At 68.4% G+C, this 24875-nt stretch carries 19 protein-coding genes; 7 read left to right on the forward strand and 12 right to left on the reverse strand.

What is annotated here, in order from left to right:
- The first annotated feature begins 39 nt into the window (after positions 1 to 39).
- Genes KUD94_RS00375 through KUD94_RS00385 form a run of 3 tightly spaced genes read left to right on the forward strand, consistent with a single transcriptional unit; the run spans position 40 to position 6922 of the window.
- Positions 40 to 3171: an EAL domain-containing protein gene (locus KUD94_RS00375; protein WP_218237953.1), complete on the forward strand. Its 3132-nt coding sequence runs from the start codon at positions 40 to 42 to the stop codon at positions 3169 to 3171.
- Complete coding sequence (pbpC, locus tag KUD94_RS00380) at positions 3168 to 5414, forward strand: penicillin-binding protein 1C (RefSeq protein ID WP_218237954.1); 2247 nt, start codon at positions 3168 to 3170, stop codon at positions 5412 to 5414. Before KUD94_RS00375 ends, pbpC begins: the two co-directional genes overlap by 4 nt.
- Positions 5411 to 6922: an AMP-binding protein gene (locus KUD94_RS00385; RefSeq protein ID WP_218237955.1), complete on the forward strand. Its 1512-nt coding sequence runs from the start codon at positions 5411 to 5413 to the stop codon at positions 6920 to 6922. The genes pbpC and KUD94_RS00385 overlap by 4 nt, the downstream gene beginning before the upstream one ends.
- A gap of 181 nt (positions 6923 to 7103) precedes the next feature.
- Here KUD94_RS00385 and KUD94_RS00390 read toward each other — a convergent pair whose 3' ends face one another.
- The 5 genes from KUD94_RS00390 to KUD94_RS00410 form a co-directional block, all read right to left on the reverse strand.
- On the reverse strand, positions 7104 to 7763 hold the full coding sequence (locus tag KUD94_RS00390) for an MAE_28990/MAE_18760 family HEPN-like nuclease (RefSeq protein WP_218237956.1): 660 nt from the start codon (positions 7761 to 7763) through the stop codon (positions 7104 to 7106).
- A complete protein-coding gene (locus KUD94_RS00395) occupies positions 7760 to 8869 on the reverse strand; it encodes a DUF262 domain-containing protein (RefSeq protein WP_218237957.1) in 1110 nt (369 codons plus the stop codon). Before KUD94_RS00395 ends, KUD94_RS00390 begins: the two co-directional genes overlap by 4 nt.
- A gap of 214 nt (positions 8870 to 9083) precedes the next feature.
- A complete protein-coding gene (gene yjjJ, locus KUD94_RS00400; protein WP_218237958.1) occupies positions 9084 to 10481 on the reverse strand; it encodes a type II toxin-antitoxin system HipA family toxin YjjJ in 1398 nt (465 codons plus the stop codon).
- Positions 10482 to 10654: 173 nt separating this feature from the next.
- On the reverse strand, positions 10655 to 12421 hold the full coding sequence (locus tag KUD94_RS00405) for a bifunctional diguanylate cyclase/phosphodiesterase (protein ID WP_218237959.1): 1767 nt from the start codon (positions 12419 to 12421) through the stop codon (positions 10655 to 10657).
- Between the two features lie 15 nt (positions 12422 to 12436).
- On the reverse strand, positions 12437 to 13255 hold the full coding sequence (locus KUD94_RS00410) for a hypothetical protein (RefSeq protein ID WP_218237960.1): 819 nt from the start codon (positions 13253 to 13255) through the stop codon (positions 12437 to 12439).
- 116 nt (positions 13256 to 13371) lie between these two features.
- Between KUD94_RS00410 and KUD94_RS00415 the strand changes: the two genes are divergently transcribed.
- Complete coding sequence (locus KUD94_RS00415) at positions 13372 to 14037, forward strand: DsbA family oxidoreductase (protein ID WP_218237961.1); 666 nt, start codon at positions 13372 to 13374, stop codon at positions 14035 to 14037.
- 184 nt (positions 14038 to 14221) lie between these two features.
- Here the strand turns inward: KUD94_RS00415 and ruvC are convergent, their stop codons facing one another.
- Genes ruvC through KUD94_RS00450 form a run of 7 tightly spaced genes read right to left on the reverse strand, consistent with a single transcriptional unit; the run spans position 14222 to position 20752 of the window.
- Entirely contained in the window at positions 14222 to 14788 is a 567-nt protein-coding gene (gene ruvC / locus KUD94_RS00420) for a crossover junction endodeoxyribonuclease RuvC (protein WP_218237962.1), read from the reverse strand.
- Positions 14789 to 14798: 10 nt separating this feature from the next.
- Complete coding sequence (mtgA, locus tag KUD94_RS00425; RefSeq protein ID WP_218237963.1) at positions 14799 to 15533, reverse strand: monofunctional biosynthetic peptidoglycan transglycosylase; 735 nt, start codon at positions 15531 to 15533, stop codon at positions 14799 to 14801.
- A complete protein-coding gene (gene aroE, locus KUD94_RS00430; protein ID WP_218237964.1) occupies positions 15530 to 16369 on the reverse strand; it encodes a shikimate dehydrogenase in 840 nt (279 codons plus the stop codon). The genes mtgA and aroE overlap by 4 nt, the downstream gene beginning before the upstream one ends.
- Positions 16366 to 17235: a TonB family protein gene (locus tag KUD94_RS00435; RefSeq protein ID WP_370625902.1), complete on the reverse strand. Its 870-nt coding sequence runs from the start codon at positions 17233 to 17235 to the stop codon at positions 16366 to 16368. The genes aroE and KUD94_RS00435 overlap by 4 nt, the downstream gene beginning before the upstream one ends.
- Positions 17232 to 19295 carry a ribonuclease catalytic domain-containing protein gene (locus tag KUD94_RS00440; protein WP_218237966.1) on the reverse strand — a complete coding sequence of 688 codons (2064 nt, stop codon included), beginning with the start codon at positions 19293 to 19295 and terminating at the stop codon, positions 17232 to 17234. The genes KUD94_RS00435 and KUD94_RS00440 overlap by 4 nt, the downstream gene beginning before the upstream one ends.
- Before the next feature lie 53 nt (positions 19296 to 19348).
- Positions 19349 to 20110: a metallophosphoesterase gene (locus KUD94_RS00445; RefSeq protein ID WP_218237967.1), complete on the reverse strand. Its 762-nt coding sequence runs from the start codon at positions 20108 to 20110 to the stop codon at positions 19349 to 19351.
- Between the two features lie 57 nt (positions 20111 to 20167).
- On the reverse strand, positions 20168 to 20752 hold the full coding sequence (locus tag KUD94_RS00450; protein ID WP_218237968.1) for a YqiA/YcfP family alpha/beta fold hydrolase: 585 nt from the start codon (positions 20750 to 20752) through the stop codon (positions 20168 to 20170).
- Between the two features lie 111 nt (positions 20753 to 20863).
- Between KUD94_RS00450 and KUD94_RS00455 the strand changes: the two genes are divergently transcribed.
- The 3 genes from KUD94_RS00455 to tldD are packed head-to-tail and all read left to right on the forward strand — an operon-like array spanning position 20864 to position 24796.
- The gene (locus KUD94_RS00455) at positions 20864 to 22099 is read left to right on the forward strand and encodes a GGDEF domain-containing protein (RefSeq protein ID WP_218237969.1); all 1236 of its coding nucleotides are present in this window, start codon (positions 20864 to 20866) and stop codon (positions 22097 to 22099) included.
- Positions 22100 to 22138: 39 nt separating this feature from the next.
- Entirely contained in the window at positions 22139 to 23314 is a 1176-nt protein-coding gene (gene rodA, locus KUD94_RS00460) for a rod shape-determining protein RodA (protein ID WP_218237970.1), read from the forward strand.
- A gap of 21 nt (positions 23315 to 23335) precedes the next feature.
- Positions 23336 to 24796: a metalloprotease TldD gene (tldD, locus tag KUD94_RS00465; RefSeq protein ID WP_218237971.1), complete on the forward strand. Its 1461-nt coding sequence runs from the start codon at positions 23336 to 23338 to the stop codon at positions 24794 to 24796.
- The last annotated feature ends 79 nt before the right edge of the window (positions 24797 to 24875 follow it).

Consider the following 24875-nt stretch of genomic DNA (forward strand, 5'->3'; position numbering starts at 1 on the left):
CCACCACCAGGGGAGCATGAGGTGCACAGGGTGCGGGGCATGGGTCATTGGCTTGCGGGCGCAGGCGTGCTGCTTGCGGGTCTGCTGCTTGCCTGGACGCTCGCGCACCGCCAGCAGCTTGCCAACGAGCGCATGGCGGCCGAGCGCTTCGGCCAGGCAGTGACGGCCACCACCGAGGCGCTCAGCCGCCGGCTGGAGGCCTGCTCCGCCATCGTCGCCGGCGTGCGCGACCTGTTTGCGGTCGACCCAGATCTGGACTGGCGGCGTTTTGACCGGGTATTGCAGGCGCGCGGCTTTCGCGCCCACTACCCCGAGCTGCGCACCCTGAGCTTCACGCGCGTGGTGGCCGCGCAAGACCTGCCGGCCATGGAGGAGCGCCTGCGCGCCCAGGCGCGGCAGGCGGGCCAGCCGCCGCCCGAGGAGCCGATACACCCGAAGCTGCAGGCGCGCGAACACTTCATCATCGAATACCTCTGGCCGCGCGATCTGTCGCTCGGCATGTGGGGCCTGGACATCAACGCCCGGCCCACCAGCCTGCAGGCCTTGCTCAGCGCGCGCGAGACGGGCATGCCGGTGCTCTCCGGCCCGCTGCAACTCAGCGAGATGCCCTACGAGCGCGAAGCCTTCACGCTGCGCTACCCGGTGTTCGGTACCGCGCCCGGCGTGGCGGACGGCGCGCCCGCCTTCATCGGCACGGTGGCGGCGACGGTGCGCGTGAGCGAGATGCTCGACGCGCTGCGCTACAGCGGGGTATTGCGCGGCATTGCGCTGCGCCTGCGGGACGCAGGCAGTACGGCGGCGCCGCTGGCGCCCGGCGCGGCGGTCTTCCTCGGCGAGACGGCGGACATGCAGGAGCGCTGGAACAGCTCGCCCCTGCGCCAGCAGGCCAGCCTGCAGATGCTCGGGCGGCGCTGGGAGCTCACCTATGTGCCCACGCAGCCGCTGCTCTCGGCCTCCGAGGCGGTGCTGCCGCAGTGGGTGGGCGCCGCCGGCGCGGCGGCGGCGCTGTGGCTGGCGCTGGGCGTGGCGCTGCTGCTGCGCCAGCGCGCGCAGGCGCTGCAGCGTGCCGAGCGCGCCGAAGACCTGCGCCGCAGCTCCGAGCACCGGCTGAGCGCGATGTTCTCCCAGACCGCGGTGGGCGTGGCGACGATCGACGTGCAGACGCTCAAGTTCGAGCGCGTAAACCGCAAGTTCTGCGAGATCCTCGGCTATACCCCGCAAGAGATCCTGCAACTGGACGTGCATGCCGTCTCCGACAGCCGCGACGCCGAGGCCAACGACCGTCTGCGCCGCCAGCTCAGAAACGGGGAGATTTCTGCATTCCACCTGGAGCGGCGCATGCGCCGCAAGGACGGCTCCTTCGTCTGGACCGACCTTACCGTCTCGCCCGTGGTGCGCGACGGCGGCGCGCCGCTATACAACATCGGCGTGGTGCAGGACATCACCGAGCGGCGCGCGATGCGCGACGAACTGGCCGCGAGCGAGCAGCGCCTGCGCGCCATCCTGGACCACCTGCCGGTGGGCATCGCGATGTGGCAGCGCGGCAAGGGCATGGTCTACCGCAACCGCCACTTTGCCGAAGTCACAGGCTACACCCGCGAGCGCCTGAGCACCAGCGCGCAGTGGTGGCAGATGGCCTACCCCGAGCCCGCGGCGCGCGAGCGCGCCCAGACGCTGTGGAAGACACGCTGCGAACGCGCCGAGACGCGCGACGGTGTCATCGAATGGGGCGAGTACGAGGTGTGCTGCGCCGACGGCCAGACCAAGCCCCTGGGCATATCGGGCGTGATGTTCAAGGACGCGCAGCTGGTCATCGTCGAAGACCTCAGCGGGCGCAAGGCGGCGCAGGACGAAATCAACTTCCTGGCCTGCTACGACGCGCTGACCGGTCTGGCCAACCGCCGGCTGCTGCTCGAGCGCATGAAGCACGTGCTTGCCGCAAGCGCCGCCAGTGGCCGCAGCGGCGCGCTCTTGATGCTGGACCTGGACCACTTCAAGACGCTCAACGAAACCCGTGGCCATGCGCGCGGCGACGCGCTCTTGCGCCAGGTGGCCACGCGCCTGCGCAACTGCCTGGGCGAGCAGGACATGCTGGCGCGCCACGGCGACGACGAATTCGTCATCGTGCTGGTCGGCGCGCACGACACGCGCGACCTGGCCGCAGTGCATGCGCGCGCGCTGGCCGAGCGCGTGCTCTCGGCGCTGCGCGCGCCCTTCATGCTCGACGGCGGGCACTACCACACGACGGCCAGCGTGGGCGCGGTGGTGTTCCAGGGCGAGGGCGAACCGGCGGACGCGCTCTTGCAGCAGGTGGACATGGCGATGTACCAGGCCAAGGAGGCCGGGCGCGACGCGGTGCGCTTTTACGACCCGCAGATCCAGAGCCGCGTGCAGGCGCGCGCGAGCCTGGAGCGCGACCTGCGCCATGCGCTCGAGCGCGGCCAGTTCGAGCTGCACTACCAGGCCCAGGTGCAGGGCGGGCGCATCACCGGCGCCGAGGCGCTGCTGCGCTGGCACCATCCGGTGCAGGGCTATGTGGCGCCGACGCAGTTCATCGCGCTGGCCGAGCAGACCGGGCTGATCGTCGGCATAGGCGACTGGGTGCTGCGCAGCGCCTGCGCGCAGCTGGCGCTATGGGCGGGCGAGCCGGCGCTTGCGCCGCTCACGCTCGCGGTGAACATCAGCCCGCGCCAGTTCTCGCAAAGCGACTTCGCCGCACAGGTGCTGGCGGCGCTGGCCGGCAGCGGCGCCAACGCCCGGCGGCTGGAGCTGGAACTGACCGAAGGCCTGCTGCTGCAAGACGTGGAAGACACCATCGCCAAGATGATGCAGCTCAAGGCCTACGGGGTGGATTTCTCGCTCGACGACTTTGGCACCGGCTACTCCTCGCTGTCCTACCTCAAGCGCCTGCCGCTCGACCAGCTCAAGATCGACCAGAGCTTCGTGCGCGACGTGCTGCTCGACCCCAACGACGCGGCGATTGCGCGCACCATCGTCGCGCTCGGTCACAGCCTGGGCCTGCGCGTGATTGCCGAGGGCGTCGAGACCGTGGCCCAGCGCGACTTCCTGCGCCAGCACGGCTGCGAAGCCTGGCAGGGCTATCTGTTCAGCAAGCCGCTGCCGCTGGCCCAGTTCGAAGCCCTGGTGCGCGCCGGCGCGCCCCTGTCATGAAGGCGCTGCGCTGGCGCTTTCTTGCGCTGGCACTGGCTCTGGCGCTGGCGGCGGGCTGGGCAGGCGCGCGCACGCTGCCGGACTTTGCCGCGGTGCGCGCGCAGTACCGCTCTTCTGAAACCCTGGTGCTCTCGCGCGAGGGCGAGGTGCTCGAGCGCCTGCGCACCGACCCTACGGTGCGCCGCGGCGCCTGGCAGCCGCTCGATGAAGTGTCGGCCGCGCTGCGCCACGCGCTGGTGGTGAGCGAGGACAAGCGCTTTTACGAGCACAGCGGCGTGGACTGGGCTGCGGTCTCGGCCGCCGCCTGGGCCAATCTGCTCAACCGGCGCACGCGCGGCGCAAGCACCATCACCATGCAGCTCGCCGGCCTGCTCGACACCGAGCTCGGTCGCCCCGAAGGCGGGCGCAGCCTGCTCACCAAGGCGCAGCAGGCGCTGGCCGCGCGCGAGCTCGAGCAGCACTGGCGCAAGGACCAGATCCTGGAGGCCTACCTCAACCTGGTGCCGCTGCGCGGCGAGCTGGTGGGCATCGACGCGCTCAGCCGCACGCATTTCGGCAAGGCGCCCCACGGGCTGGACGCGCGCGAGAGCGCGCTGGTCGCCGCCCTGGTGCGCGCGCCCAACGCGAGCGCGAGCGCGGTGGCGCGCCGCGCCTGCGGCGTGCTGCGCGCGATGCAGCCCGAGGCCGACTGCGTGGCGCTGGGCTTCTTCGTCTCCGCCGCGCTGCAGCGGCGCGCCTTCAAGCCTGCGGCGGGCGTGGCGCCGCACTTTGCGCGCCAGTGGCTCGCAAGCCAGCCGGCGCCGGGTGAGCGCACGCCGCTGAACGCGCGCCTGCAACGCCATGCGCAGCAAAGCCTCAGGCGCCATCTGCGCGAACTGGCGGGGCGCAATGTGCAAGACGGCGCGCTCGTCGTGCTGGACAACGCCAGCGGCGAGGTGCTCGCCTGGGTCGGCTCCTCGGGCGGCCTGAGCGAGGCCCCCGAGGTGGACGGGGTGCTCGCGCTGCGCCAGCCCGGCTCCACGCTCAAGCCTTTTTTGTATGCGCAGGCGATTGCCGAGCGCCGCCTCACCGCCGCATCGCTCATCCACGACGCGCCCACGCAGATACCGACCGCGGGCGGCCTGTACATCCCGCAGAACTACGACCGCCAGTTCAAGGGCTGGGTGACGGTGCGCACCGCGCTCGCCTCCTCGCTCAACGTGCCGGCGGTACGCACCCTGGTGATGGTCACGCCCGATGCGTTTTTCCGCCAGTTGCGCGCCTTCGGCCTGCCGCTGCGGGAGTCGGGCGGCTACTACGGCTACAGCCTGGCGCTGGGCGCGAGCGAGGTGGCGCTGCTGCACCTGACCAATGCCTACCGGGCGCTGGCCAACGGCGGGCGCTACACGCCGGCGTCGCTGCGCCTGGGGCAGACGCAGGCAGCGCCGGTGCAGGCCGTGCCGGAGGGCGCTGCCTTCATCGTCGGCGACATGCTCTCGGACGTGCAGGCGCGCGTGCCTACCTTCGGGCTCGACAGCGTGCAGGGCACGCGCTTCTGGAGCGCGGTGAAGACCGGCACCAGCAAGGACATGCGCGACAACTGGGCCGTGGGCTGGTCCGAGCGCTACACCGTCGGCGTGTGGGTGGGCAATGCCTCGGGCGCCGCCATGCACGATGTGAGCGGCGTGAGCGGCGCCGCCCCGATCTGGGCCGACCTGATGCGCTGGCTGCACCGCCACGAGGCGAGCCGCGCGCCCCAGGCCCCCGCGGGACTGGTGCGCCAGCCGGTGCGTTTTGTCGCCGCCAGCGCCGAGGCAGCGCGCGAGGAGTGGTTCATCGACGGCACGCAGCAGGCGGTGTTTGCCATCAAATCAGGAGCTGAAGGCGCAGACCTGGCAAGCGTAAACACCCGATTTGATGCAAATTCTTCCCGCGCCGCAGCCCAGCCCCGGGCGCGCATCCTCGAGCCGGCCGACGGCACCATCCTAGCGCTGGACCCCGACATTCCCCCCGCCCACCAGCGCCTGTGGCTGCAGGCGGCAGGCGGCCAGGCCCTCGCCTGGCGCATAGACGGGCAGCGCGTGGGCAGCGGCGAGCGCCTGGCCTGGCTGCCCTGGCCCGGGCGGCACAAGGTAGAGCTGCTGGGCAAGGGCGGCGAGGTGCTCGACAGCATCGCCCTGGAGGTGCGCGGCGCCGTCCTGCGCGCGCCCGCGCCCGCCCAGCGCATCGACGCTGCCCTGACCCAGGGCCGCAGCCAGCCATGAACATTGCCCGCCTGCTGCTGCGCGGCGCCCAGGTGTTCGCACAGCGCCCGGCGCTGCTGCTCGGCGCGCGCGTGCTGCACGACTACCGCAGCCTGGCGCAGCGGGTGGCGGCGCTGGCCGGCCACTTGCGCACGCGCGCGGGCGTTCAGCCCGGCGACCGGGTGGTCTTGTACAGCGCCAACGCCCCGGCCTATCTGGAGGCGCAGCAGGCCATCCACTGGTGCGGAGCGGTCATGGTGCCGGTCAACTACAAGCTGCACGCGCGCGAGCTGGCGCACGTGCTGGCAGACAGCGGCGCGCGCCTGGTCTGCACTTCGGCCGAGCTGCAAGAGGCGGCGCTGCAAGCGGGCGCCGCGCCCAGGCGCCTGCTGGTATTGGGCGACCCCGCCTGGGAGCGGGCGGCCGGCGGCCCGGCGCTGGCGCTGCACCAGGCCGCGCCCGAAGACCTGGCCTGGCTGTTCTACACCTCCGGCACCACCGGCCGGCCTAAGGGCGTGATGCTGAGCCAGCGCAACCTGCTGGCCATGACCATGGCCTATTTCACCGACGTGGATCAGGTGGCGCCCGAGGACGCCATGGTCTACGCCGCACCCATGTCGCACGGCGCGGGCCTGTACCAGTACGCCCACATGCTGCGCGGCGCACGCCATGTGGCGCCCGAGTCGGGCGGCTTCAACCCGGCGGAGCTCGCCGATCTGGCCGCCAGCGTGGGCCATCTGTCGCTGTTTGCCGCGCCCACCATGGTGCACCGCCTGGTCGCTCATCTGCAGCGCAGCGGGCGCGGCGGCGAAGGCTTCAAGACCATCGTCTATGGCGGCGGGCCGATGTATGTCGAAGACCTGCGCCAGGCGCTGGCCGTGATGGGGCAGAAGTTCGTGCAGATCTACGGCCAGGGCGAATCGCCCATGACCATCACCGCGCTGGCGCGCGAGCATCTGGCAGACGTCAGCCATCCGCGCTGGGCGCAGCGCATCGCCTCGGTGGGCGTCGCGCATTCCTGCGTGCAGCTGCGCGTGGCCGACGGCGAAGACCGCGACCTGCCCACAGGCGAGTTGGGCGAGGTGCTGGTGCGCGGCGACACCGTGATGGCCGGCTACTGGAACAACCCGGAGGCCACCAGGCAAACCCTGGGCGGCGGCTGGCTGCACACCGGCGACATCGGCAGCCTGGACGAGGACGGCTTTCTCACCCTGCGCGACCGCAGCAAGGACGTAATCATCTCCGGCGGCTCCAACATCTATCCGCGCGAGGTGGAAGAGGTGTTGCTGCTGCATCCGCGCGTTGCCGAGGTGGCGGTGGTCGGCGAGCGCGACGCCGATTGGGGCGAGATCGTCGTCGCCTTCCTCGTCGCCGAAGGCGAGCCCGTGCCCGATGCTGAATTGGACGCGCTGTGCCTGGCGCACATCGCGCGCTTCAAGCGGCCCAGGCACTACCGCTGGCTGCCCAGCCTGCCCAAGAACGCCTATGGCAAGGTGCTCAAGTCGGAGTTGCGGGCGCGGACATGGTAGATGGGCAAGGCGGGCCTTTTGTGCTGCGCGGTGTGGACGACTATCGGTCAGAAGCGGCCGCCCCTCCGCTGCAGAAGCAGGGGCTTGACTCCGTCATAACGGGCTTCCGGAGCAACGCATAAGCAGCTCGGTGGAGGCAGTGCATTTTGCGGCCGGAACGAATTTGGTCACCAGTTAGGCGTCACCTTCCACGCGACGATGCAAGATATGCCTGTGTATACACTTTGTTCTCGACCTGGTTTCTGAAGAGTCGCATCAACTCGACTACGCCGTCGATTAATTCATCGACCTCATGAACATCGACAACTGACTCATCTCCGTGGGCGATCGAGTTGCGCCGCCTCAATAGAACGAGATCAATGAATGTCTCGTAGGGCTGGAAGATGGCGCAATCTATGCCGCAGACCAGACAGATGTTCTGAAGGATCTCAAACTTCAAATTAGAACCAGTGTTGACTAATTCCGGGTGCACCTGTGAGAAGCATGCGTTTCCAGGATTGAGCGCCTCAGAGATTAGGTCACAGCGAGTCTTAAGACTCGGGCGGTTCGCAACAAACGCGCCTAGCCGAACCAAGAACGAGTTCACGTAGAACTGCTGCTGCAGGGATATATACGTCAGGCGGCGCAGCGCCACATACTCGAAGTATTTCGACGCAGCGAACTTGACATGGCCCTCCCAGTGCGCATAGGAGATGGTAACGAGCGCTTTCAAAAGGACTTGCTGAGCATTTGGGTCAGCGTCTCGGATAGTGCGCTTGAGATCAGACAACTCCCGAAGGCGGGACGTAAAGTCGGCGTCGAGCTGCGCCGAAAGATCTGACTCGGTTCTCGCCTTGCTCACGGCTTGAACCACTTTGCCCCCAACGGGACGCTTCTAGATATACGAAGCGTTCCACGTAGCCCAGATACGTGCAGAGTGGTCACTTCATTAGATTTCCAAAGATCTGAAATCCGCTGCCGAACAAAGGTCACTGGATCAGGGAGCGTGCGAACGCCAGCGTAGTTCTTGGCTACTCCCACAGCAATGCACTCAAGCGCCACGAGCCCGACTCGGCCACCAGCTTGTCCATTGGTTTGGCGGCGCAACGCGTCTGTTCCAAAAGCTTCATTGAGTACGTTAAATGTGAACTCGAAGCAGGCACGTGACTCCACCACTTCGGCCTCCACGGCGAGAGTCTGCATTCCTTCATCGACGTACTCTTCAACGTCCAACTTGTCGTCGTACGGAACGTACACATGGCACAGGAAACGGCAAAGATACTCTAGGTGTTTTTGGCGTTCTTCCTGTTCGTCCGTTAATGAAATTGCTGTCCGAAAGGCCGGTGACGTGGCGAGTTCCTTGAGAAACGCGAAGTAACCCGCATTCACCATGATGATCACACAGTTGCGTAGCTCTTGAGGATTAGCTGGTGTGCCTCCTGAATTCAAGCGTTGGAACAGATCGAACTTTGTCTTGTTATCACTGGGTCTTTTGAGAATTTCAACTCCAATGCGAGCTCTCCGTATACTGAGCTGAGCTGTCTTGTCGAGTGGCGCTTGCTCGTCGATAGGTAGATCCGGAATGGCTTCCGATGACTCCCAAACGGTATTTCGTAAGGATGGAAGATATTTCGTGGCTTCTAAATAAGACGGCGGGAGAATGTCACCCTCAGGGCCGCGAAGGAGTCCCATGAATTCAAGTATTGTCGATAGTCTCTGTAGACCGTCTATCAGTTCCCATTTCGCGGTTTCGCGTTCGAAGACGAAGATTGGTGGCAAAGGAATGCCTAGAAGAATCGACTCGATCAGTTTTGACTTCTGACTTGCCTCCCAGCGAAAGAGGCGCTGGAAGTCAGGGTCGATGACGATCTCGCGATCCTTATACATATTCACGATCTCACCAACCGACATCTGATATGCGTCGGTTCGCACTAGCCGCTGGGAGACTTCAATCTCTTTACTGAGCATGACGTTCTTTCGGTTCGATCGCCTGTTCGACCAGCCGATCACATGGCGAGTCTACGATGGCTTTCGCGTTTGTCACGACAGGATGTGCGTGGCGCCGCAAGCGGGATGACCGCTACGGGGCCCGTAGCTCGGAGGACAGCGTTGGGCCGGCATCCGCCCTTACGGCCTCCGGTTTGCGAAATACGAGGAACCCGGTAGAAGCATCGCGGCATCGTCATGCATGCTCCGCCGCAGCGGACAGCCGCCCCGCATGCTCTGCACAAGTCTTGCGAAACCCCGCGCTGATGCGCCCGTCCCCCGCCGCCGCCTGCCAGAAATCGCGCGCCGCCCGCCATGCCGCATGCCATACCGCCCGCTGCGGTGGCAGCGGCAGCGGCGGCTCGAACGCGCGCACCGGCACCTCGCCGCCCGGCAGCGGCGCGTGCAGCATGGGCAGCATGTCGTAGGCCGGGGCCAGCGTCAGGCGGCCATCTCCGGGGCGCATGGCGAGGTTGCCCAGGTGCATGTCGGTGTTGGCGATCAGGCGGCCGAACCACCACAGGTGGGCGATGCGCTGCACATCGTCTGACGCCAGCAAACCGTGCGCCACGAGGCGCGCGGCCAGCACGGTCCAGTCGCGCGAGGCGTCGCCCAGCAGGGCGGCGTTGGCGGTTTCCATGCTGCACAGCGGGCTGCGGCCGTGTTCGCCGTGGCGATCGAACCGTTCCAGCTCCAGAAAGGTGCGCCCGCCGTGCTGCAGGATGCGGCTGGTGGCCGCCTGCACACCGGGCAGGCGCGCGGCGTGCTCCAGCGCCAGGTGTTCGCACACCAGCAGGTCGGACCAGCGCTGCACGGTGGGCGATGCGGCGTTGGCGCCCGAGAACTTGACCAGCACGTGTGGCGTGCCGCTGGGCGTGCCGGGCGGCAGGCTGCGGCGTGCGGCGAACTTGGGGAATTCACCCGCCGCGCTGGAACCCGGTACGCCGCCGGCCACGGCCTCATCGGCCAGTCGGGCGTAGGCGGCTGCGGTGGCTTCGGGGGCGATCGGCGGGGGCAGCGCCTGCCGTTGGGCCTGCCACAGCGCACAGGCGTCGTCGCCGACGATCCAGTTGCCGCTGGTGTCGCTGCCGCGCTGCGAGAGCACGTGCAGCACCTCGTCATCGCTCCAGGCCTGCGGGTCGGGCGCCACGCCCAGGGCGCGGTGTTCGGCGTGGGCCAGCAGGCGGCCCATGTAGCCCTGCGGGCGCATGTCGTACAGCGGGTAGGGCAGGCCGGGCCACCAGCCGTCGCGTGCATCCATGGGCACGGGCCAGCCGCTGCCCGCCAGCGGCATCCAGCAGCCGCCGCCCCGCAAGGGGGCCAGCGGCGCCAGCAGCTCGGCCTGGCCTTCGGTCGTGATGGCGTACACCGGCAAGTCGGCCAGCACGCCCCGGCCCGCATGCAGCGGGCGGCGCAGCGCGTAGCGCGCGCGCCGGGCCTTGCCCGCGCCTACCAGCTCACCGGGCGGCAGGCGCCGCAGCAGGCGGTGCAGCGTGGGCACGCTCACGCCCAGCGCGTCGGCCAGGGCAGCGGCGGCGGCCGGGGCGCGCACGGCGAGGGTGGTGCGCAGTCGATAGAGGTCGTCTGCAGCCATGAATGAGAAGATTCTTGAGAAGATTTATAAATTGAAAATCATGATGAATCAATCACTTGTTGATGGCAAATCGTGAACGATGAGAAGATTCATGAAAGATGTGCAAAGCACGGGCCATGCTGCCCCGCCATGCTCGATGGGCTTGGCACAGTGGCTGCCTGCCGGCTTGCTCGTCAGGCGGCCGCGCCCGTCTGCCGCAGGCACCAGGCCTCGAAGTCGGCGAGCGGCAGCGGGCGGCTGTAGTGGTAGCCCTGAAAGCTGGCGCAGCCCATCGCCGCGAGCAGGTCGCGCTGGGCGGCGGTTTCCACGCCCTCGGCGATCACCGCCAGGCCCAGGCCCCGGGCCAGTGCGGTGATGGAGCGGGCAATCGCGGCGTCGTTGGCGTCGGTCTCGATGTCGCGCACGAAGCTCTGGTCGATCTTGAGCTGCTGCAGCGGCAGGCGCTTGAGGTAGGCCAGCGAGGAATAGCCGGTGCCGAAGTCGTCGAGCGAAAACTGGATGCCGTGCGTCTGCAGCGCCCGCATGGTGGCGATGACGGCATCGGCGTCCTGCACCAGCAGGCTTTCGGTCAGCTCCAGCTTCAGGCGATCGGGCGGCGCGCCGGTGCGGGTGAGCAGATCCAGCACCTCCTGCGTAAAGCCCGGCTGCAGGAATTGCGCCGCGCTCACGTTCACCGCCAGCACCAGGTCACTGAACAGCGCGCGGCCCTTCCATGCCGCCAGCTGCAGGCAGGCCGCGCGCAGCACCCAGCTGCCCAGGGGCACGATGAGGCCGGTTTCTTCGGCCAGCGCAATGAAGTGCCCGGGCGCCAGCAGCCCGCGCTCGGGGTGTTGCCAGCGCACCAGGGCTTCGGCGCCGAGCACGCTGAGCAGACCGCCGTGCAGTGCCACCTGGGGCTGGTAATGCAGGCGCAGCTCATCTGCGGCAATGCCGGCGCGCAGCTCGCGCTCGGTGCGCATGCGCTCGGTGATGGCCAGCTCCAGTTGGCTGTCAAAGAAGTGCAGGCTGCCCCGGTTGGTTTGCTTGGCCTGGTACATCGCCAGCTCGGCCTGTTTGAGCAGGGCTTCAGGCTGCTGCGCCTGGTCGGCAAACAGCACGATGCCCATGCTGGCGCTGCCCTGGTAGTCGGTGCCGCCGATCTGGCAAGGTTGGCCGAGCGCCTGCAGGATGCGCTGGCCCGTGGCCTCGGCCAGCGCGGCGGCCTGTTCGCGGTGCTTGCAGGCGGTGTGCAGCACGATGGCAAATTCATCTCCGCCGGGGCGTGCCAGGCTGGCCGTGCCCCCGTCCAGGCAAGCGCCTATGCGCTCGCCCAGCAGGCGCAAGAGCGCATCGCCCTGGGGCAGGCCCAGGCTGTCGTTGAGCGATCGGAAATCGTCCCAGTCCAGCAGCAGCAGCGCCGCGTGGTGCTGGTGCTCGGCCGCCTGGCGCCCGGCCTCCCTGAGCATCTCGTGCAGCAGCGCGCGGTTGGCCAGGCCGGTGAGCACATCGTAGAAGGCCAGGCGGTGAATTTCTTCCTGCGCACGCTTCTGCTGCGACAAGTCGGTGTAGCTCGCTACCATGTGGCTCACTTGGCCATCGCCTTCGCGCACGGAGGTGATGGTCATCCACTTGGGAAAGACCTCGCCGCTCTTGCGCCGGCCCCAGATCTCGCCCGCCCACTGGCCGGTGCGTCCGATGGAGTCCAGCATCGCCGCATAGAAAGCCTGGTCGTGGTGGTTGGAGCGAAACAGCTTGGGCGTCTTGCCCAGCACCTCTTCTTCGCCGTAACCCATGAGCTGGCAGAAGGCCGCGTTCACGCGCTGGATGCGCGCGCGCGCATCCGTCACCATGATGGCCTGGGTGGTGTGAAAGATCACCTCGGCCACGCGCAGCTGTTCGTCCTGCGTTTGCAGGCGTGCCTGTGCGGCAGCAAGTTTTCGGGTGTTGAACCAGTCTGGCATGGCAGGCAGCGGCTTTCAGGGCAGGGGACGCGGCTCACCGGCCATCACCACGGCCTTGCGCGGCAGGTGCAGCATGGTCAGCCCATCGAGCATGAAAAAACCCGCCTCCCAGGGGTTCTTGATGATGAAGGCAGTGCGCACCTGCTCGTACAGCGGCGTGCCCTTGGGGATTTCGTGCGCGACCGATTCCATGATGGTGTAGTTCCAGTGGATCGCCTCGTCGAAGGTGAACTTGGCGCGCTCGTCGATCACGAAGAAGCAGCGCGGATCGCGCGCCAGCACCGAGAGCTTGAAGGTGCCGGGCTCGATGATGAGGAAGACGTCGTCGTCCTCGCTCGTGAGGAAGGCCAGCACCGTGGTGTGTGGCTGCTCTGGCGTGAGCGTGGTGAGCACGCCGACCTTGTTTTCGTGGTCTTTTTCCTCGGGCGGCGCCATTGCGCTGAGCGTGGCCAGCGGCAGGGCTTGCGCCGCTCGGGTGTCCTCAGGGTATTCGTAGCCCGGCGCGCGAATGTCTTCGATGAGCTTGAGGCCATGCACGAGCTGGCATTCGAGCGGATCGACGGTGATCCAGTTCTCGTCGATGTGCACGATGCGGCCCTTGTACGACGCGCGGTACACGCGCAACTCGGCATCGAGTTCGTCGACGCCGGTGCGGTTGTCCAGATGCAGCGTGACCAGCGAGTCCATGGCCAGCGCATGCCCGCGCGGGATGAAGAACCTGATCTGGTCATTGCGCCGCAGATAAACCACGCCGATGTGGTGCACGATGCCGCGCCCCTGATAGCTTGCCAGGATGCCGAGGAATTGTTCGCCCAGATAGTCTTTGAGTGCCATGGATATTCTGCCGTTGCCCACGCTTGCAGCGGAGCGCGTACACAATGCCTGGTACGCGATCGGCGTGCGGCGCCATCGTAGCGGCGCTTTGTACCAGCTTGCATAAAGGATGAAACATGGCCGTCGAACCCGTGGTGTTGAAGCTGGACTTCGTCTCGGACGTGGTTTGCCCCTGGTGCGCCGTGGGCTTGCACGCGCTCGAGCGCGCGGCGGCGCAGCTCGAGGGCGAAGTGGCGCTGGACTGGCACTTCCAGCCCTTCGAGCTCAACCCCGGCATGCCCCCCGAGGGGCAGGACCTGCAGGAGCATCTGAGCGAAAAATACGGCTCCACGCCCGAGCAGCAGGCGCAGATGCGCGCCGCCATCACCGCGCGCGGGGCAGAGGTGGGCTTCGAGTTTCATCTGGAGCGGCGCCTGCGCACCTGGAACACTTTCGATGCGCACCGGCTGCTGCACTGGCAGGGCGAAGAGGGCGCGCCCGGCGGCCAGCGCGCGCTCAAGCATGCGCTGCTCAAGGCCTATTTCACCCATGGAGAAAACCCCTCGGAACCCGCGCTGCTGCTGCGCCTGGTGGCCGAGCTCGGCATGGACCAGCAGCGCGCACGCGCCATTCTTGCGGGCGACACCTACGCCAGCGCGGTGCGCGAGCGCGAAGCCCACTACCGCCAGCTCGGCATTCAGTCGGTGCCTTCGGTGGTCCTCAACGACCGCCACCTGATCCAGGGCGGCCAGCCGCCAGAGGTGTTCGCCCAGGCGCTGCGCCAGGTGGCCGCAAGCGCTTGAGGCAGGGCTGAACAAACCCTTCGCGCGCCGCGCACCTCAGCCTGGGGGGCTGCGGCCTTGCAAATCCTCGCAACAGCGCCTGCCATTGCTGCGGTTTGCCCCTTGCAGCCCACCCCATGCCGGGCGCGCGCCATCGTGGTGGCTTGTTCCGCCTTGCCTTGGGCCGCGCGCCCCGCCCGGGTGTTCAATAGCTGCGCCCGCCCTTGTACATCGCATGCTGGCGCCGGTGCAGGGTAGCGACCTCGCCCACGCGCGCCATGGCGGCGCCCGCGTGCGCGTGGGTGATCGCAAGGCCCAGCGCGTCGGCCGCGTCGGTGCCGGGCAGGCCGGGCAGACAGAGCAGTCGGCGCACCATCTCCTGCACCTGGGACTTGGCCGCGCGCCCGTGGCCGACTACGGCCTTCTTCATCTGCAGCGCGGTGTATTCGGCCACCGGCAACTGCGCATGCACCAGCGCGGTGAGCGCCGCGCCGCGCGCCTGGCCCAGCAGCAGCGTCGATTGCGGATTGACGTTGACGAAGATGATCTCGATGGCGGCGCAGTCCGGCGCATAACGCTCGGCCACTTCCGAGATGCCGTCAAACAGCAGGCGCAGGCGCCCGGGCAGGTCGCCCAGCGCCAGGTCCGAGCCGCCGCGGCGCGTCGTGCGTATGGTGCCGCTGGCCACGTAGCTCAGGCGCTGGCCATCGGCTTGCACCACGCCGAAGCCGGTGGTCTGCAGGCCGGGGTCTATGCCGAGGATGCGCGTCATGGCCGCGAGCTTAGGGCAATTGGGCCGCGCCCATGCGCGCGAGGATGGTGCGCGTGCGCCCGGCGAGGTAGGCCGAGTGCGGCGTCTTCTCGAAGCGCCGCGGCGCGGGCAGCATCACCGCCAGGCGCGCGGCCTCGGCTGCGTTGAGCTCGGCCGCGCTCTTGCGGTAGTAGTGGCGCGCGGCGGCTTCGGCGCCGTAGATGCCTTCGCCCCATTCGACGCTGTTCAGATAGATCTCCAGGATGCGCCGTTTGCTCAGCAGCCGCTCTAGCGCAAAGGTGAGCACCAGCTCCTGCGCCTTGCGCACCAGCGTGCGCTCGCCCGACAGCAGCAGGTTCTTGGCCAGTTGCTGGGTGATGGTGGAGCCGCCGCGCACTTTCGGCGCTGGCGCCGTCTGGCCCGGGCGGCGCGCCCGCGCGCGCTCGGCGCGTTCGCGCGCAAGCGCGTTGCGCTCCCAGGCTTTTTCGATTGCGCTCCATTGCACGCCGTCGTGCTGCACGAAGGCGTCGTCCTCCGAGGCCAGTACCGCGCGCTTGAGCTGCTCGGAGATCTGCGCATACGCCACCCATTGCTGCTGCCAGCGCAGCCGCCCGGGCGCCTGCAGTTGCTGCCACAGGGCGCTGCGCTGAAAGCTCGTCGATTCGGGGTTGAGGCGCGCCATCAGCGCGATGCGCAGCACGAAGAACAACTGCAGCGCCAGCAGGCCTGCGAGCACCAGCGCGAGCCAGCGCGCCAGCGCCCTCATGGCGCAAGCAGCGCGCGCAGCTCGGCCAGCACCTGCGCTGCGGGCGGGCGCACGCCACGCCAGAGCGCGAAGGCCTCGGCCGCCTGGTGCACCAGCATGCCCAGGCCGTCGCGCGCGCTGGCGCCGTGGCGCGCGGCCCAGTCGAGAAAACCCTGGGCGGGCGGACCGTACATCATGTCCAGCGCCAGGCTGCCCGGGCGCAGCACGCTCACGGGCACCGGCACGCCGGCCCCTGCGAGGCTGCTGGCGCTGGCATTGATGATGAGATCAAAATCGGCCTCTGGCGCTTGCTGGTCAAGCGCGAGCAGCTCTGTTTTTGATAGTTTTGCAAGGTCTTGGTGGCTGGCGACCAGCGCCTGGGCGCGCTCGGGCGTGCGGTTGCAGATGGCCAGGCGCCGCGGGCCGCGCGCCAGCAGCGGCGCGAGCGCCCCGGCCGCCGCGCCGCCCGCGCCGATCAAGAGCACGTCGCGCCCGGCGAGCAGCACGCCCGCGCCCTGCTCGATGTCGGCCACCAGGCCCAGGCCGTCGGTGTTGTCCGCGTGCACCGCGCCGTCGCGCAGCACCAGGGTGTTGGCCGCGCCGGCGCGCGCCACGCGTTCGCTGCGGCTGTCGGCAAGTTGCGCCGCCTGGGCCTTGAAGGGCACGGTGACGTTGCAGCCGCGCCCACCCTCGGCGGCGAATGCGCGAAGGGCCGCGGCAAAGCCGTCCAGCGGCGCAAGCCGCGCCTCGTAGCGCAGGCGCTCGCCGCTCAGCTCGGCAAAGCGCGCATGGATCCAGGGCGAGCGACTGTGCGCAATCGGGTGGCCAAACACGCAGTACAGGTCGGGGCGGCTCATTGCGGCTCCCGCAGTTCGGCTTCGAGCTGTTGCTCGCGCGTGAACTTGAAGCGCGCCACCATCGCGAGCTGGTCGGTTTGCGCGCGCATTTGTGCATTGAACGCGCCAAACGGCCCGGCAGCGCGCGCGATCGCCTGGGCGCGCCGGTCCAGCAGCGCATTGCCCGAGCCTTGCACGATCTCGGTCGCGAGCACGCTGCCGTCGTGGTTCACGGTGAGGATCATCACCAGTTCGCCATAGAGCTTCTTGCCGCCGGCCTCGGGGAAGTTGCGCGTGCCCTTGTCCTCGACCTTGCGGCGCAACCGGTCGTAGTACAGCGCATAGACCGCCTCGCGCGTGGCCGGGCTGATGTAGCGCTTGCGCGGGCGGGCGTTTTCTTCATTGATGCGTTTTTCGATCTCGGCCAGCAGGCGCACGAGCTGCTGGCGCTTTTGCTCCTGCGCGCGGCCCTCGGCGCTTTGCGCGGCCTGTCGCGGATCGGGCGCGGGCAGGCTGGCGATCTGGCGGCGCACCTGCACCAGCAGTTGCTGCTGTTGCTGCTGCAATTGCTCCATCTGGCGCTCGGCGTCCTGGGCGTCGTCGCCGGTGCTGGTCAGCGCGGAATAGGGCAGGGGGCTGCTGGCGCGCCCGCGCGCGGCTTCGCCTCCGCCGGCCAGCGCGCTCTGCGCCACTGCCTGGGCCTTCTCGGGCGGCTGCTCGCCCTTGGCGTTGACCAGGATGACCTCCAGCGGCGTGTCCTGGAAGATGCGGTCAAACGTGGCCGGGGCGACGAAGCGCACGGTGAGCAGCGCCGCGTGCGCCGCGATCGAGATGCCCAGCGCAAGCTGCAGCGTGCCCAGGTGGCGTGGCAGGCGCGGCATGCTCAGCTCGCGCCGGCCTGGCCGGGGGCGTCTTCCTGCACGTCCACCGCGATCGCCAGCGTGGCCTGGGGCGCGTCGGCGTCCTCGTCGTCGATCAGCGCGTCGTCGCCCGCGTCCAGCGGGTCGTCCAGGCGCGCGACCAGCGTGCCGCTCACCTCCAGCGAGATTTCGTCGGCCGCGCCCAGGCGCACGCGCACGCGCGCGCCGCGGCTGAGCGTCTGCGCGCCCAGCACCGGCAGCACCAGCGGCAGGCGATCGGCGCGCACCAGAAAGTCGCCGTTGCTGCCTTCGCGCAGCACGGCGCCGTCCAGCTCGGTGATGCCTTGCTGCTTGAGGTAGCGCAGCGTCCACCAGCGCTCCATGCTGCTCTGGTAGGCGTTGTAGGCGGCGTAGGTGGTGTCAAAGCCGCTCACGATGGCAAACAGGCTCGCGTCCTTGGGCTTGAAGGGCGCGGCCAGCGCGGCCGTGGTGCCGTGGCGCACGCAGGCGATGATCTGCCACTGGTTGACCAGGTCCACATAGCGGCGCAGCGGCGAGGTGGCCCAGACGTAGCAGGGCACGCCAATGCCCGCGTGCGGCAGCGCGCGCAAGCCCATGCGCACCTTCACGCCGGGGGCCAGGCTCGCCTGGCTGCGGTAGATGCCGGGCACGCCGTGGTCGGCCAGCAGGCGCCCCCAGCTGCTGTTGGCGACGATGGCCGCTTCGGCGACGATCAAGTCCAGCGGCGCGCCGCGCTGGCGCAGCTCGATGGCGACGGTCTCGCTGCCGTCGGGCTCGCTGCCTTGCACATCCAGCAGGCGAAAGGTGTAGTCGGGGCGGCTGAAGTTCTCGGGTTTGCCGCGCAGCTCTTCGCGCCCGACCTTGAGATGGCGCGCGAGCTTGTACAAAAAAGTGAGCTCCTCGCGCTTGTCCAGCAAGGGCTGGGGCGTGTTTTCTTTCGAAATCGAAGGGTTGGTGATCCAGTCTTCGGTGACGATGTGATCGAGCTGATCGTGGCGGAAGTTGATCGCCACCTGCACGCGCTCGAGCCGCGTCTCGCTGGCCAGCACCGCCAGCGTCGCCTCGTCGTAGCTGACGTACAGCGACAGCGCCGGGTTGGCGCGTTCGGCGTCCAGGGTGTAGCTGTGCACCACTTCGGGCGGCAGCATGGTGATCTTGTGCCCGGGCAGGTAGACCGTGGACAGGCGCTGGCGCGCGATGGCGTCGAGCGCATCGCCCGGCGCGATCGCCAGGCCCGGCGCCGCGATGTGGATGCCTACCGTGACCCGGCCCGTGCCCAGGCCCTGCACCGACAGCGCGTCGTCGATCTCGGTGGTCTCGGAATCGTCGATCGAATAGGCCAGCACCGGCGCCAGCGGCAGGTCCTGCGCCGGCGCGGGCGCGCTCACTGGCGCAAAGCCCGTGCCCCTGGGGAACCACTCGAAGAGAAAGCGCTGCCAGTGAAAGTCGTAGGCCGAGGCGATCGCACCCGCGTCCTGCAGCAGCGCCAGCGGCGCCTTGTGCGCGCTGCGGCTGGCCTGCACCACTGCCTTGTATTCGGGCGCATTCTTGTCGGGCTTGAAGAGGATCTTGTAGAGCTGCTCGCGGATCGGCGCGGGGCAGTTGCCGGCGGCCAGTTGCCCGGCCCAGTCGTCGATCTGCGCCTGGATCTGCTCCTTGCGTGCGATCGCGGCCAGCGCCTGCTCGAGGACATCGGCCGGGGCCTTCTTGAAGCGGCCCTTGCCGGCGCGGCGAAAGTAGTGCGGCGCCTCGTGCAGAGCCAGCAGCATGCCGGCGAGCTCGGGCGCGGGGGCGCTGGCGCTGAAATAGTCGCGCGCCAGCTCGGCAAAGCCGAATTCGCCCTCGGGCGCGAACTCCCAGGCCAGCGGCAGCTCGACGGCGGCGGCCACCTCCTGGGCCTGCGCCAGCAGCGCGGCCGGGGCGGGTTGCTCGAACTTCAGCAGCTGCGCCGCGGCCTTGACCTTGACGCGCTTGCCGCTGTCGAGCTCGATCTGGGCGGAAGCGTCGGTCTCGGAGAGGATGCGCCCGGCGTGAAACTTCCCGGCGTCTTCAAACAATGCATGCATGGAGGAATTTTCCCATGCGCAGGGGCGCGGGCCGGCGCGGGCGGCGCGCGGCTTCAGATTTCAAGCACAAGGCCAGGGTCGAAGGCCTGGTTCTCGTTCACCCCGTCTCTGGCGTAGCCGCGCGGATTGGCCACCACGCGGGTTGCGCCTACGCGGTAGTCGAAGCTGTCGTGCACATGGCCATGCAGCCACAGCGCCGGCTGCCAGCGCAGGATCTGTGCCTGCAGGTCAGAGACGAAGGCGGCGTTGATCGGTGAGCCCGCAAAGCGCGCGGCAATGCTGCCGTGCGCGGGCGCGAAGTGCGTCACCACCACCGTCGGGCCGTCGAAGCTTTCGGCAAAACGCCGCTCCAGCCAGGACACCGATTGGTCGAACAGCAGTTGCGACAGCGCCGGGCTGAAGCAGTCCTCGAAGTCGGGCGCTACCTTGATGCGGGTGTAGTCGCGTGCAAAGCCGGTGATCTTCTGCAGCGCCTGGGCGCGCCCCGGGTCGCCCTGCAGCAGGCGAAAGTCCGACCACAGCGTGCAGCCCAGAAAGCGCACGCCCTGGTAGCGCCATTCGTCCTGCTCCAGCACCTGCACCGTGCTGCCTCCGGCGTGCTCGCGCAGCTGGGCGTAGGTAGTGGCGATGTCGCCGCCGAAGAACTCATGGTTGCCGGCGACGAACACCGCGGGCTGGCGGTACTGGCGTGCCCAGGCCATGGCCTGGGCGGGGCGCTGCAGGTCACCGGCCAGCACCACCACGTCGGCCTCGGTGGGCGGCGGCTGCATGGGATGGACGGACAGGTGCAGGTCGGACAGCAGGGCGATTTTCATGGCGGGGCTCGGCGCGGTCGGGGGAGAGCCAAGAATAAGCCAGCGCGCGGCCGCGGCTCAGGCCAGGCGGCAAAAGGCCAGCACCTCGTCCAGCCAATCGGCAAAGCTCGACAGCGCGTGGTCGCCGCCCTCGAGCACGATCTGGCGCGCCCGGGGGTAGCGCGCAAGCATCTCGCGCCAATCGAGCACTTCATCGCCCCGGGCGGCAATCAGCAGCTCGGGCCCGGCCGGCGGCTGGCCGCGCACGTCGAGCGCGCGCAGCTCCTCGATGTAGCGCGGCGCGAAGAAGAAGTGCTGCTCGGGGTCGTGCCACTGGCTTTGCTCGCCGATGTATCGCGCCAGGTCGCGCGCCGGATCGACTGCGGGGTTGAGCAGCACGCTCCTGCAGCGCTTGTCCTGCGCCACGCGGCTGGCGTAGTAGCCGCCGAGCGAGGAGCCGATCACCGCCATCGCCTCGCCCGGCCAGTGGCGCACGCCTTGCAGCAGCTTGTCCATGGCCGCAGCGGGCGAGGGCGGCAACTGCGGGCACCACAGGCTCACGCCCGGATGGCGCGCCGCCACGGCCGCGGCCACCATGCGCGCCTTGGTGGACTGGGGCGAGGAGCGAAAACCGTGCAGGTAAAGGAGGTAGATGTCGGTCATGGGTCGGTGCACGGCCCGTTGGCCTGCACTTGATCGAGGTGCATGGTCAATCGCGCCCCGTTGCCAAGGGTTGCAGATAATGGCCGGATTCTGACTTGTTCACTCTGGCCGGTGGCATCGCACTTTCTCAACTCCTTCCTGCCCACGGAAGAAGGTTGGCTGATCGGGGAAGGCCTGGCGGATCCGCGTTGGCGCATCCGGCGCTGGGATGGCGAGTTCGTCGATCGGGGCGCAGAAGACGACTACCTCGGCCATGCGCAGAAGTTCATGGCGCGGCAATTGCTGATGGTGCTGTGGACCTGGCTGGCCATGGTCGCCCTGTTTGCCGTTCTGGACTACGCCGCCCTGGGCTGGTCGAGTTCGTTTGCCGTCTTGCTGCTCGTGCGGCTGGCCGGGGCCGTCTGTTTCCTGGCGCTGGCTGCGGCCGTGCGCCGCCGGCCGATGATCGCCGCGCGAGGCCGGGCGATCTCTATCCTGCTGGCCCTGAGCGTCGCCGCCTATCTGCTGGTGATCGCCATGCGCCCGCAGATCTCGCTCTGGGTCTACGGCATGACGCCGCTGCTGCTGTTCATGCTGTTTTCCTTCGTGCCCAACCGCCTGCGTTATTCGCTGGCGTTGGCCATCACCCTGGCCGTGTGCATGCTGCCGATGGTGGGTTGGATTCACGGCTGGGCGGCACGCGAACAGGGGATTCTGGCGTTGCTGCTGGCTTGGCCCATCGCGCTGGGCTACTACACCATGCGGCGCGTGCAAAGGCTGCAACGCATGCAATTTGCCCTGAGGGAAACCCTGAGGCGACAGGCCGCGATCGATCCACTCACCGGCTTGTACAACCGGCGCGAATTTCACCATCGCGCAGCCCAGGAGGTGGCGCGCGCCAGGCGCGAAGGCAGCAATCTGTCGATGCTGATGTTCGATCTGGATCATTTCAAGCGGATCAACGACCGCTACGGCCATGCCGCCGGGGATGCGGTATTGCAGGCCGTGGCCGATCTGGCGCGGTCGGTGTTTCGCTACTGCGATGTCGTTTGTCGCGTGGGCGGCGAGGAGTTCATCGTGCTGCTGCCTGCAAGCAATCTGGACGCGGCCGCGCGCGCCGCCGAGCGCTTCTTGCAGCGTCTGCGCGCCAGCGACATCGTCTTCGGTGGCCAGCGCCTGCCGGTTCGGGCGACGCTGGGCGCGGCCACGCTGGGAACGCGGAGCCTGGATGGCTTGATGCGCCTGGCCGACAGTGCGCTGTACGCGGGCAAGCAGGCCGGGCGTGACCGCGCCATGCTGGTCGATGCGGATGGAGCCGTGCGCCCGCTGCCCGAAGGTGGGCCGGGCGATCAGGTCATGGCGGCCTGAGGCGCTCGCGCACCCTGGCCCGGGGATAATCGCGCGCCGATGTCCCCGACCGCCTTTGACAAGCCCACGCTCTTGCAGCGCATCGTGCCGCTGTTTCGCGGCTTCGATCTGTTGCTGCTGGCGCTGGTGCTGGTGCTCATGGGCATAGGGCTGGTGGCCATGTATTCCTCGGGCTACGACTTCGGCCACCGCTTTGCCGACCATGCGCGCAACCTGCTGCTGGCGCTGGGCATTTTGTTCGTCGTCGCACAGGTGCCGCCGCAAAAGCTCATGGCTCTGGCCGCGCCGGTCTATGTGCTGGCGGTGGCGCTGCTGGTGGCGGTGGCGCTGTTCGGCATCACCAAGAAGGGGGCGCAGCGCTGGGTCAACCTGGGCCTGGTGATCCAGCCCAGCGAGTTCATGAAGATTGCCATGCCGCTGATGCTCGCCTGGTGGTTCCAGCGCCGCGAGGGGCAACTCAGGGCGCTCGATTTTGCGGTGGCCGCGCTGCTGCTCGCCGTGCCGGTGGCGCTGATCATGAAGCAGCCCGACCTCGGCACGGCGCTGCTGGTGCTGGCCGCGGGGGTGTCGGTGATCTTTTTTGCCGGCCTGCCCTGGAAGCTGGTGCTGCCGCCGCTGATTCTGGGGGTGGCGGGCATCGCCGCGCTGGTGTGGTTCGAGCCCAGCCTGTGCGCCGACGGAGTGAACTGGCCGCTGCTGCGCGACTACCAGCAACAGCGCGTGTGCACGCTGCTCGATCCGGCGCGCGATCCGCTGGGCAAGGGTTTTCACATCATCCAGGGGATGATTGCGATCGGCTCGGGTGGGCTCTGGGGCAAGGGCTTCATGTCGGGCACGCAGACGCACCTGGAATTCATCCCCGAGCGCACCACGGACTTCATCTTCGCCGCGTTTTCCGAGGAATTCGGCCTGGTGGGCAACCTGGTGCTGATCGCCTGTTTCCTGCTGCTGGTCTGGCGCGGGCTGGCGATTGCCGCCGGGGCCACGACGCTGTTTGCGCGGCTCATGGCGGCGGCCATTTCCGTCATCTTCTTTGCCTACGCCTTCGTCAACATGGGCATGGTCAGCGGCATCCTGCCGGTGGTGGGCGTGCCGCTGCCCTTCATCAGCTACGGCGGCACGGCCGCAGTCACGCTGGGCGTGGCGCTGGGGGTGCTGCTGTCCATTGCCCGGGCTGCGCGCCAGGAACCCGAAGGCCTGCCCGCGCCTCTGTAGGCGCTGGAGGACAATCACCCCATGATTTCACGTGAACCGACGATAGAGCGCCTGGCCACGGCCCGCGCCTTGCTGCTGGAGCCTTTCGGGCTCGACGAGCGCCACCTGGCGCAGGCCCTGGCCGAGATCCGCGCGCACCGCGTGGACGACGCCGATCTGTACTTTCAGTACACGCGCAGCGAGGGCTGGAGCCTTGAGGAGGGCATCGTCAAGACCGGCTCGTTTTCCATCGACCAGGGTGTGGGCGTGCGCGCGGTGAGCGGCGAGAAGACGGCGTTTGCCTATTCGGACGACATTTCGCTCGCTTCGCTGCTGGACGCGGCGCGCACCGTGCGCACGATAGGCAGCACCGGCGCCGCGCGGCGCGTGAAACTGCCGGCGGCCAAGGTCGCGCGCTCGCGTGCGCTCTACCCTGATCTGGACCCGATCGCGAGCCTGGGCAGCACCGACAAGGTGCAACTGCTCGAGCGCGCCGAACGCGCCGCGCGCGCCAAAGACCCGCGCGTGGTGCAGGTGATGGCCGGCCTGGCCAGCGAATACGACGTGGTGCTGGTCGCGCGTGCCGACGGCACCCTGGCGGCCGACGTGCGCCCGCTGGTGCGCCTGTCGATCACCGTGATTGCCGAACACAAGGGCCGGCGCGAGATCGGCTCGGCCGGCGGCGGGGGGCGCTTTGGCCTGGCGTATTTCAGCGACGAGCAGGTGGCCCGCTACGTGGACGAGGCGGTGGATGCGGCCTTGATGAACCTGGAGTCGCGCCCCGCGCCCGCGGGCGAGATGACGGTGGTGCTGGGCCCGGGCTGGCCCGGCGTGCTGTTGCACGAGGCCGTGGGCCATGGGCTGGAGGGCGACTTCAACCGCAAGGGTTCGAGCGCCTTCACCGGCCGCATCGGCGAGCGCGTGGCGGCCAGGGGCGTGACGGTGCTGGACGACGGCACCATCGCCGATCGCCGCGGCTCGCTCAACGTGGACGACGAAGGCTACCCGACGCAAAAGAACGTGCTGATCGAGGACGGCATCCTCAAGGGCTACATGCAGGATGCGCTCAACGCCCGGCTGATGGGCACGGCGCGCACCGGCAACGGCCGGCGCGAGAGCTATGCCCACCTGCCCATGCCGCGCATGACCAATACCTACATGCTGGCGGGCGACAAGGACCCGGGCGAGATCGTTGCGAGCATCAAGAAGGGCTTGTACGCGACCAACTTCGGCGGCGGGCAGGTGGACATCACCAGCGGCAAGTTCGTCTTTTCGGCCAGCCAGGCCTGGTGGGTGGAAAACGGCAAGCCGATCTACCCGGTCAAGGGCGCGACGCTGGTGGGCAGCGGCCCGGACGCGCTCAAGCGGGTGCGCATGATAGGCAACGACCTTGAGCTCGACAGCGGCGTGGGCACCTGCGGCAAGGAAGGCCAGAGCGTGCCCGTGGGCGTGGGCATGCCCACGGTGCGCATCGACGCGCTGACCGTGGGCGGCACCGCCTGAGGCGGCTTTCCCTCCCGGCGCGGCGTCGCATTGGCGTGCCTTGCCGCGCTGCGCCGCACTGTCTGTGGCGCCCCGGCAA

The sequence above is a fragment of the Comamonas sp. NLF-1-9 genome, from assembly GCF_019195435.1.
Classification (GTDB): domain Bacteria; phylum Pseudomonadota; class Gammaproteobacteria; order Burkholderiales; family Burkholderiaceae_C; genus Comamonas_C.

What these genes read in the sequence shown, in the direction of transcription:
- rodA (WP_218237970.1), top strand. Translation starts at nt 22,139, where the DNA reads ATGTCCCCGACCGCCTTTGACAAGCCCACGCTCTTGCAGCGCATCGTG.
- aroE (WP_218237964.1), bottom strand. Translation starts at nt 16,369, where the DNA reads ATGAGCCGCCCCGACCTGTACTGCGTGTTTGGCCACCCGATTGCGCAC.
- KUD94_RS00440 (WP_218237966.1), bottom strand. Translation starts at nt 19,295, where the DNA reads ATGCATGCATTGTTTGAAGACGCCGGGAAGTTTCACGCCGGGCGCATC.
- tldD (WP_218237971.1), top strand. Translation starts at nt 23,336, where the DNA reads ATGATTTCACGTGAACCGACGATAGAGCGCCTGGCCACGGCCCGCGCC.
- KUD94_RS00415 (WP_218237961.1), top strand. Translation starts at nt 13,372, where the DNA reads ATGGCCGTCGAACCCGTGGTGTTGAAGCTGGACTTCGTCTCGGACGTG.
- pbpC (WP_218237954.1), top strand. Translation starts at nt 3,168, where the DNA reads ATGAAGGCGCTGCGCTGGCGCTTTCTTGCGCTGGCACTGGCTCTGGCG.
- mtgA (WP_218237963.1), bottom strand. Translation starts at nt 15,533, where the DNA reads ATGAGGGCGCTGGCGCGCTGGCTCGCGCTGGTGCTCGCAGGCCTGCTG.
- KUD94_RS00385 (WP_218237955.1), top strand. Translation starts at nt 5,411, where the DNA reads ATGAACATTGCCCGCCTGCTGCTGCGCGGCGCCCAGGTGTTCGCACAG.
- KUD94_RS00445 (WP_218237967.1), bottom strand. Translation starts at nt 20,110, where the DNA reads ATGAAAATCGCCCTGCTGTCCGACCTGCACCTGTCCGTCCATCCCATG.
- KUD94_RS00405 (WP_218237959.1), bottom strand. Translation starts at nt 12,421, where the DNA reads ATGCCAGACTGGTTCAACACCCGAAAACTTGCTGCCGCACAGGCACGC.
- KUD94_RS00375 (WP_218237953.1), top strand. Translation starts at nt 40, where the DNA reads ATGGGTCATTGGCTTGCGGGCGCAGGCGTGCTGCTTGCGGGTCTGCTG.
- KUD94_RS00410 (WP_218237960.1), bottom strand. Translation starts at nt 13,255, where the DNA reads ATGGCACTCAAAGACTATCTGGGCGAACAATTCCTCGGCATCCTGGCA.
- yjjJ (WP_218237958.1), bottom strand. Translation starts at nt 10,481, where the DNA reads ATGGCTGCAGACGACCTCTATCGACTGCGCACCACCCTCGCCGTGCGC.
- KUD94_RS00450 (WP_218237968.1), bottom strand. Translation starts at nt 20,752, where the DNA reads ATGACCGACATCTACCTCCTTTACCTGCACGGTTTTCGCTCCTCGCCC.
- ruvC (WP_218237962.1), bottom strand. Translation starts at nt 14,788, where the DNA reads ATGACGCGCATCCTCGGCATAGACCCCGGCCTGCAGACCACCGGCTTC.
- KUD94_RS00395 (WP_218237957.1), bottom strand. Translation starts at nt 8,869, where the DNA reads ATGCTCAGTAAAGAGATTGAAGTCTCCCAGCGGCTAGTGCGAACCGAC.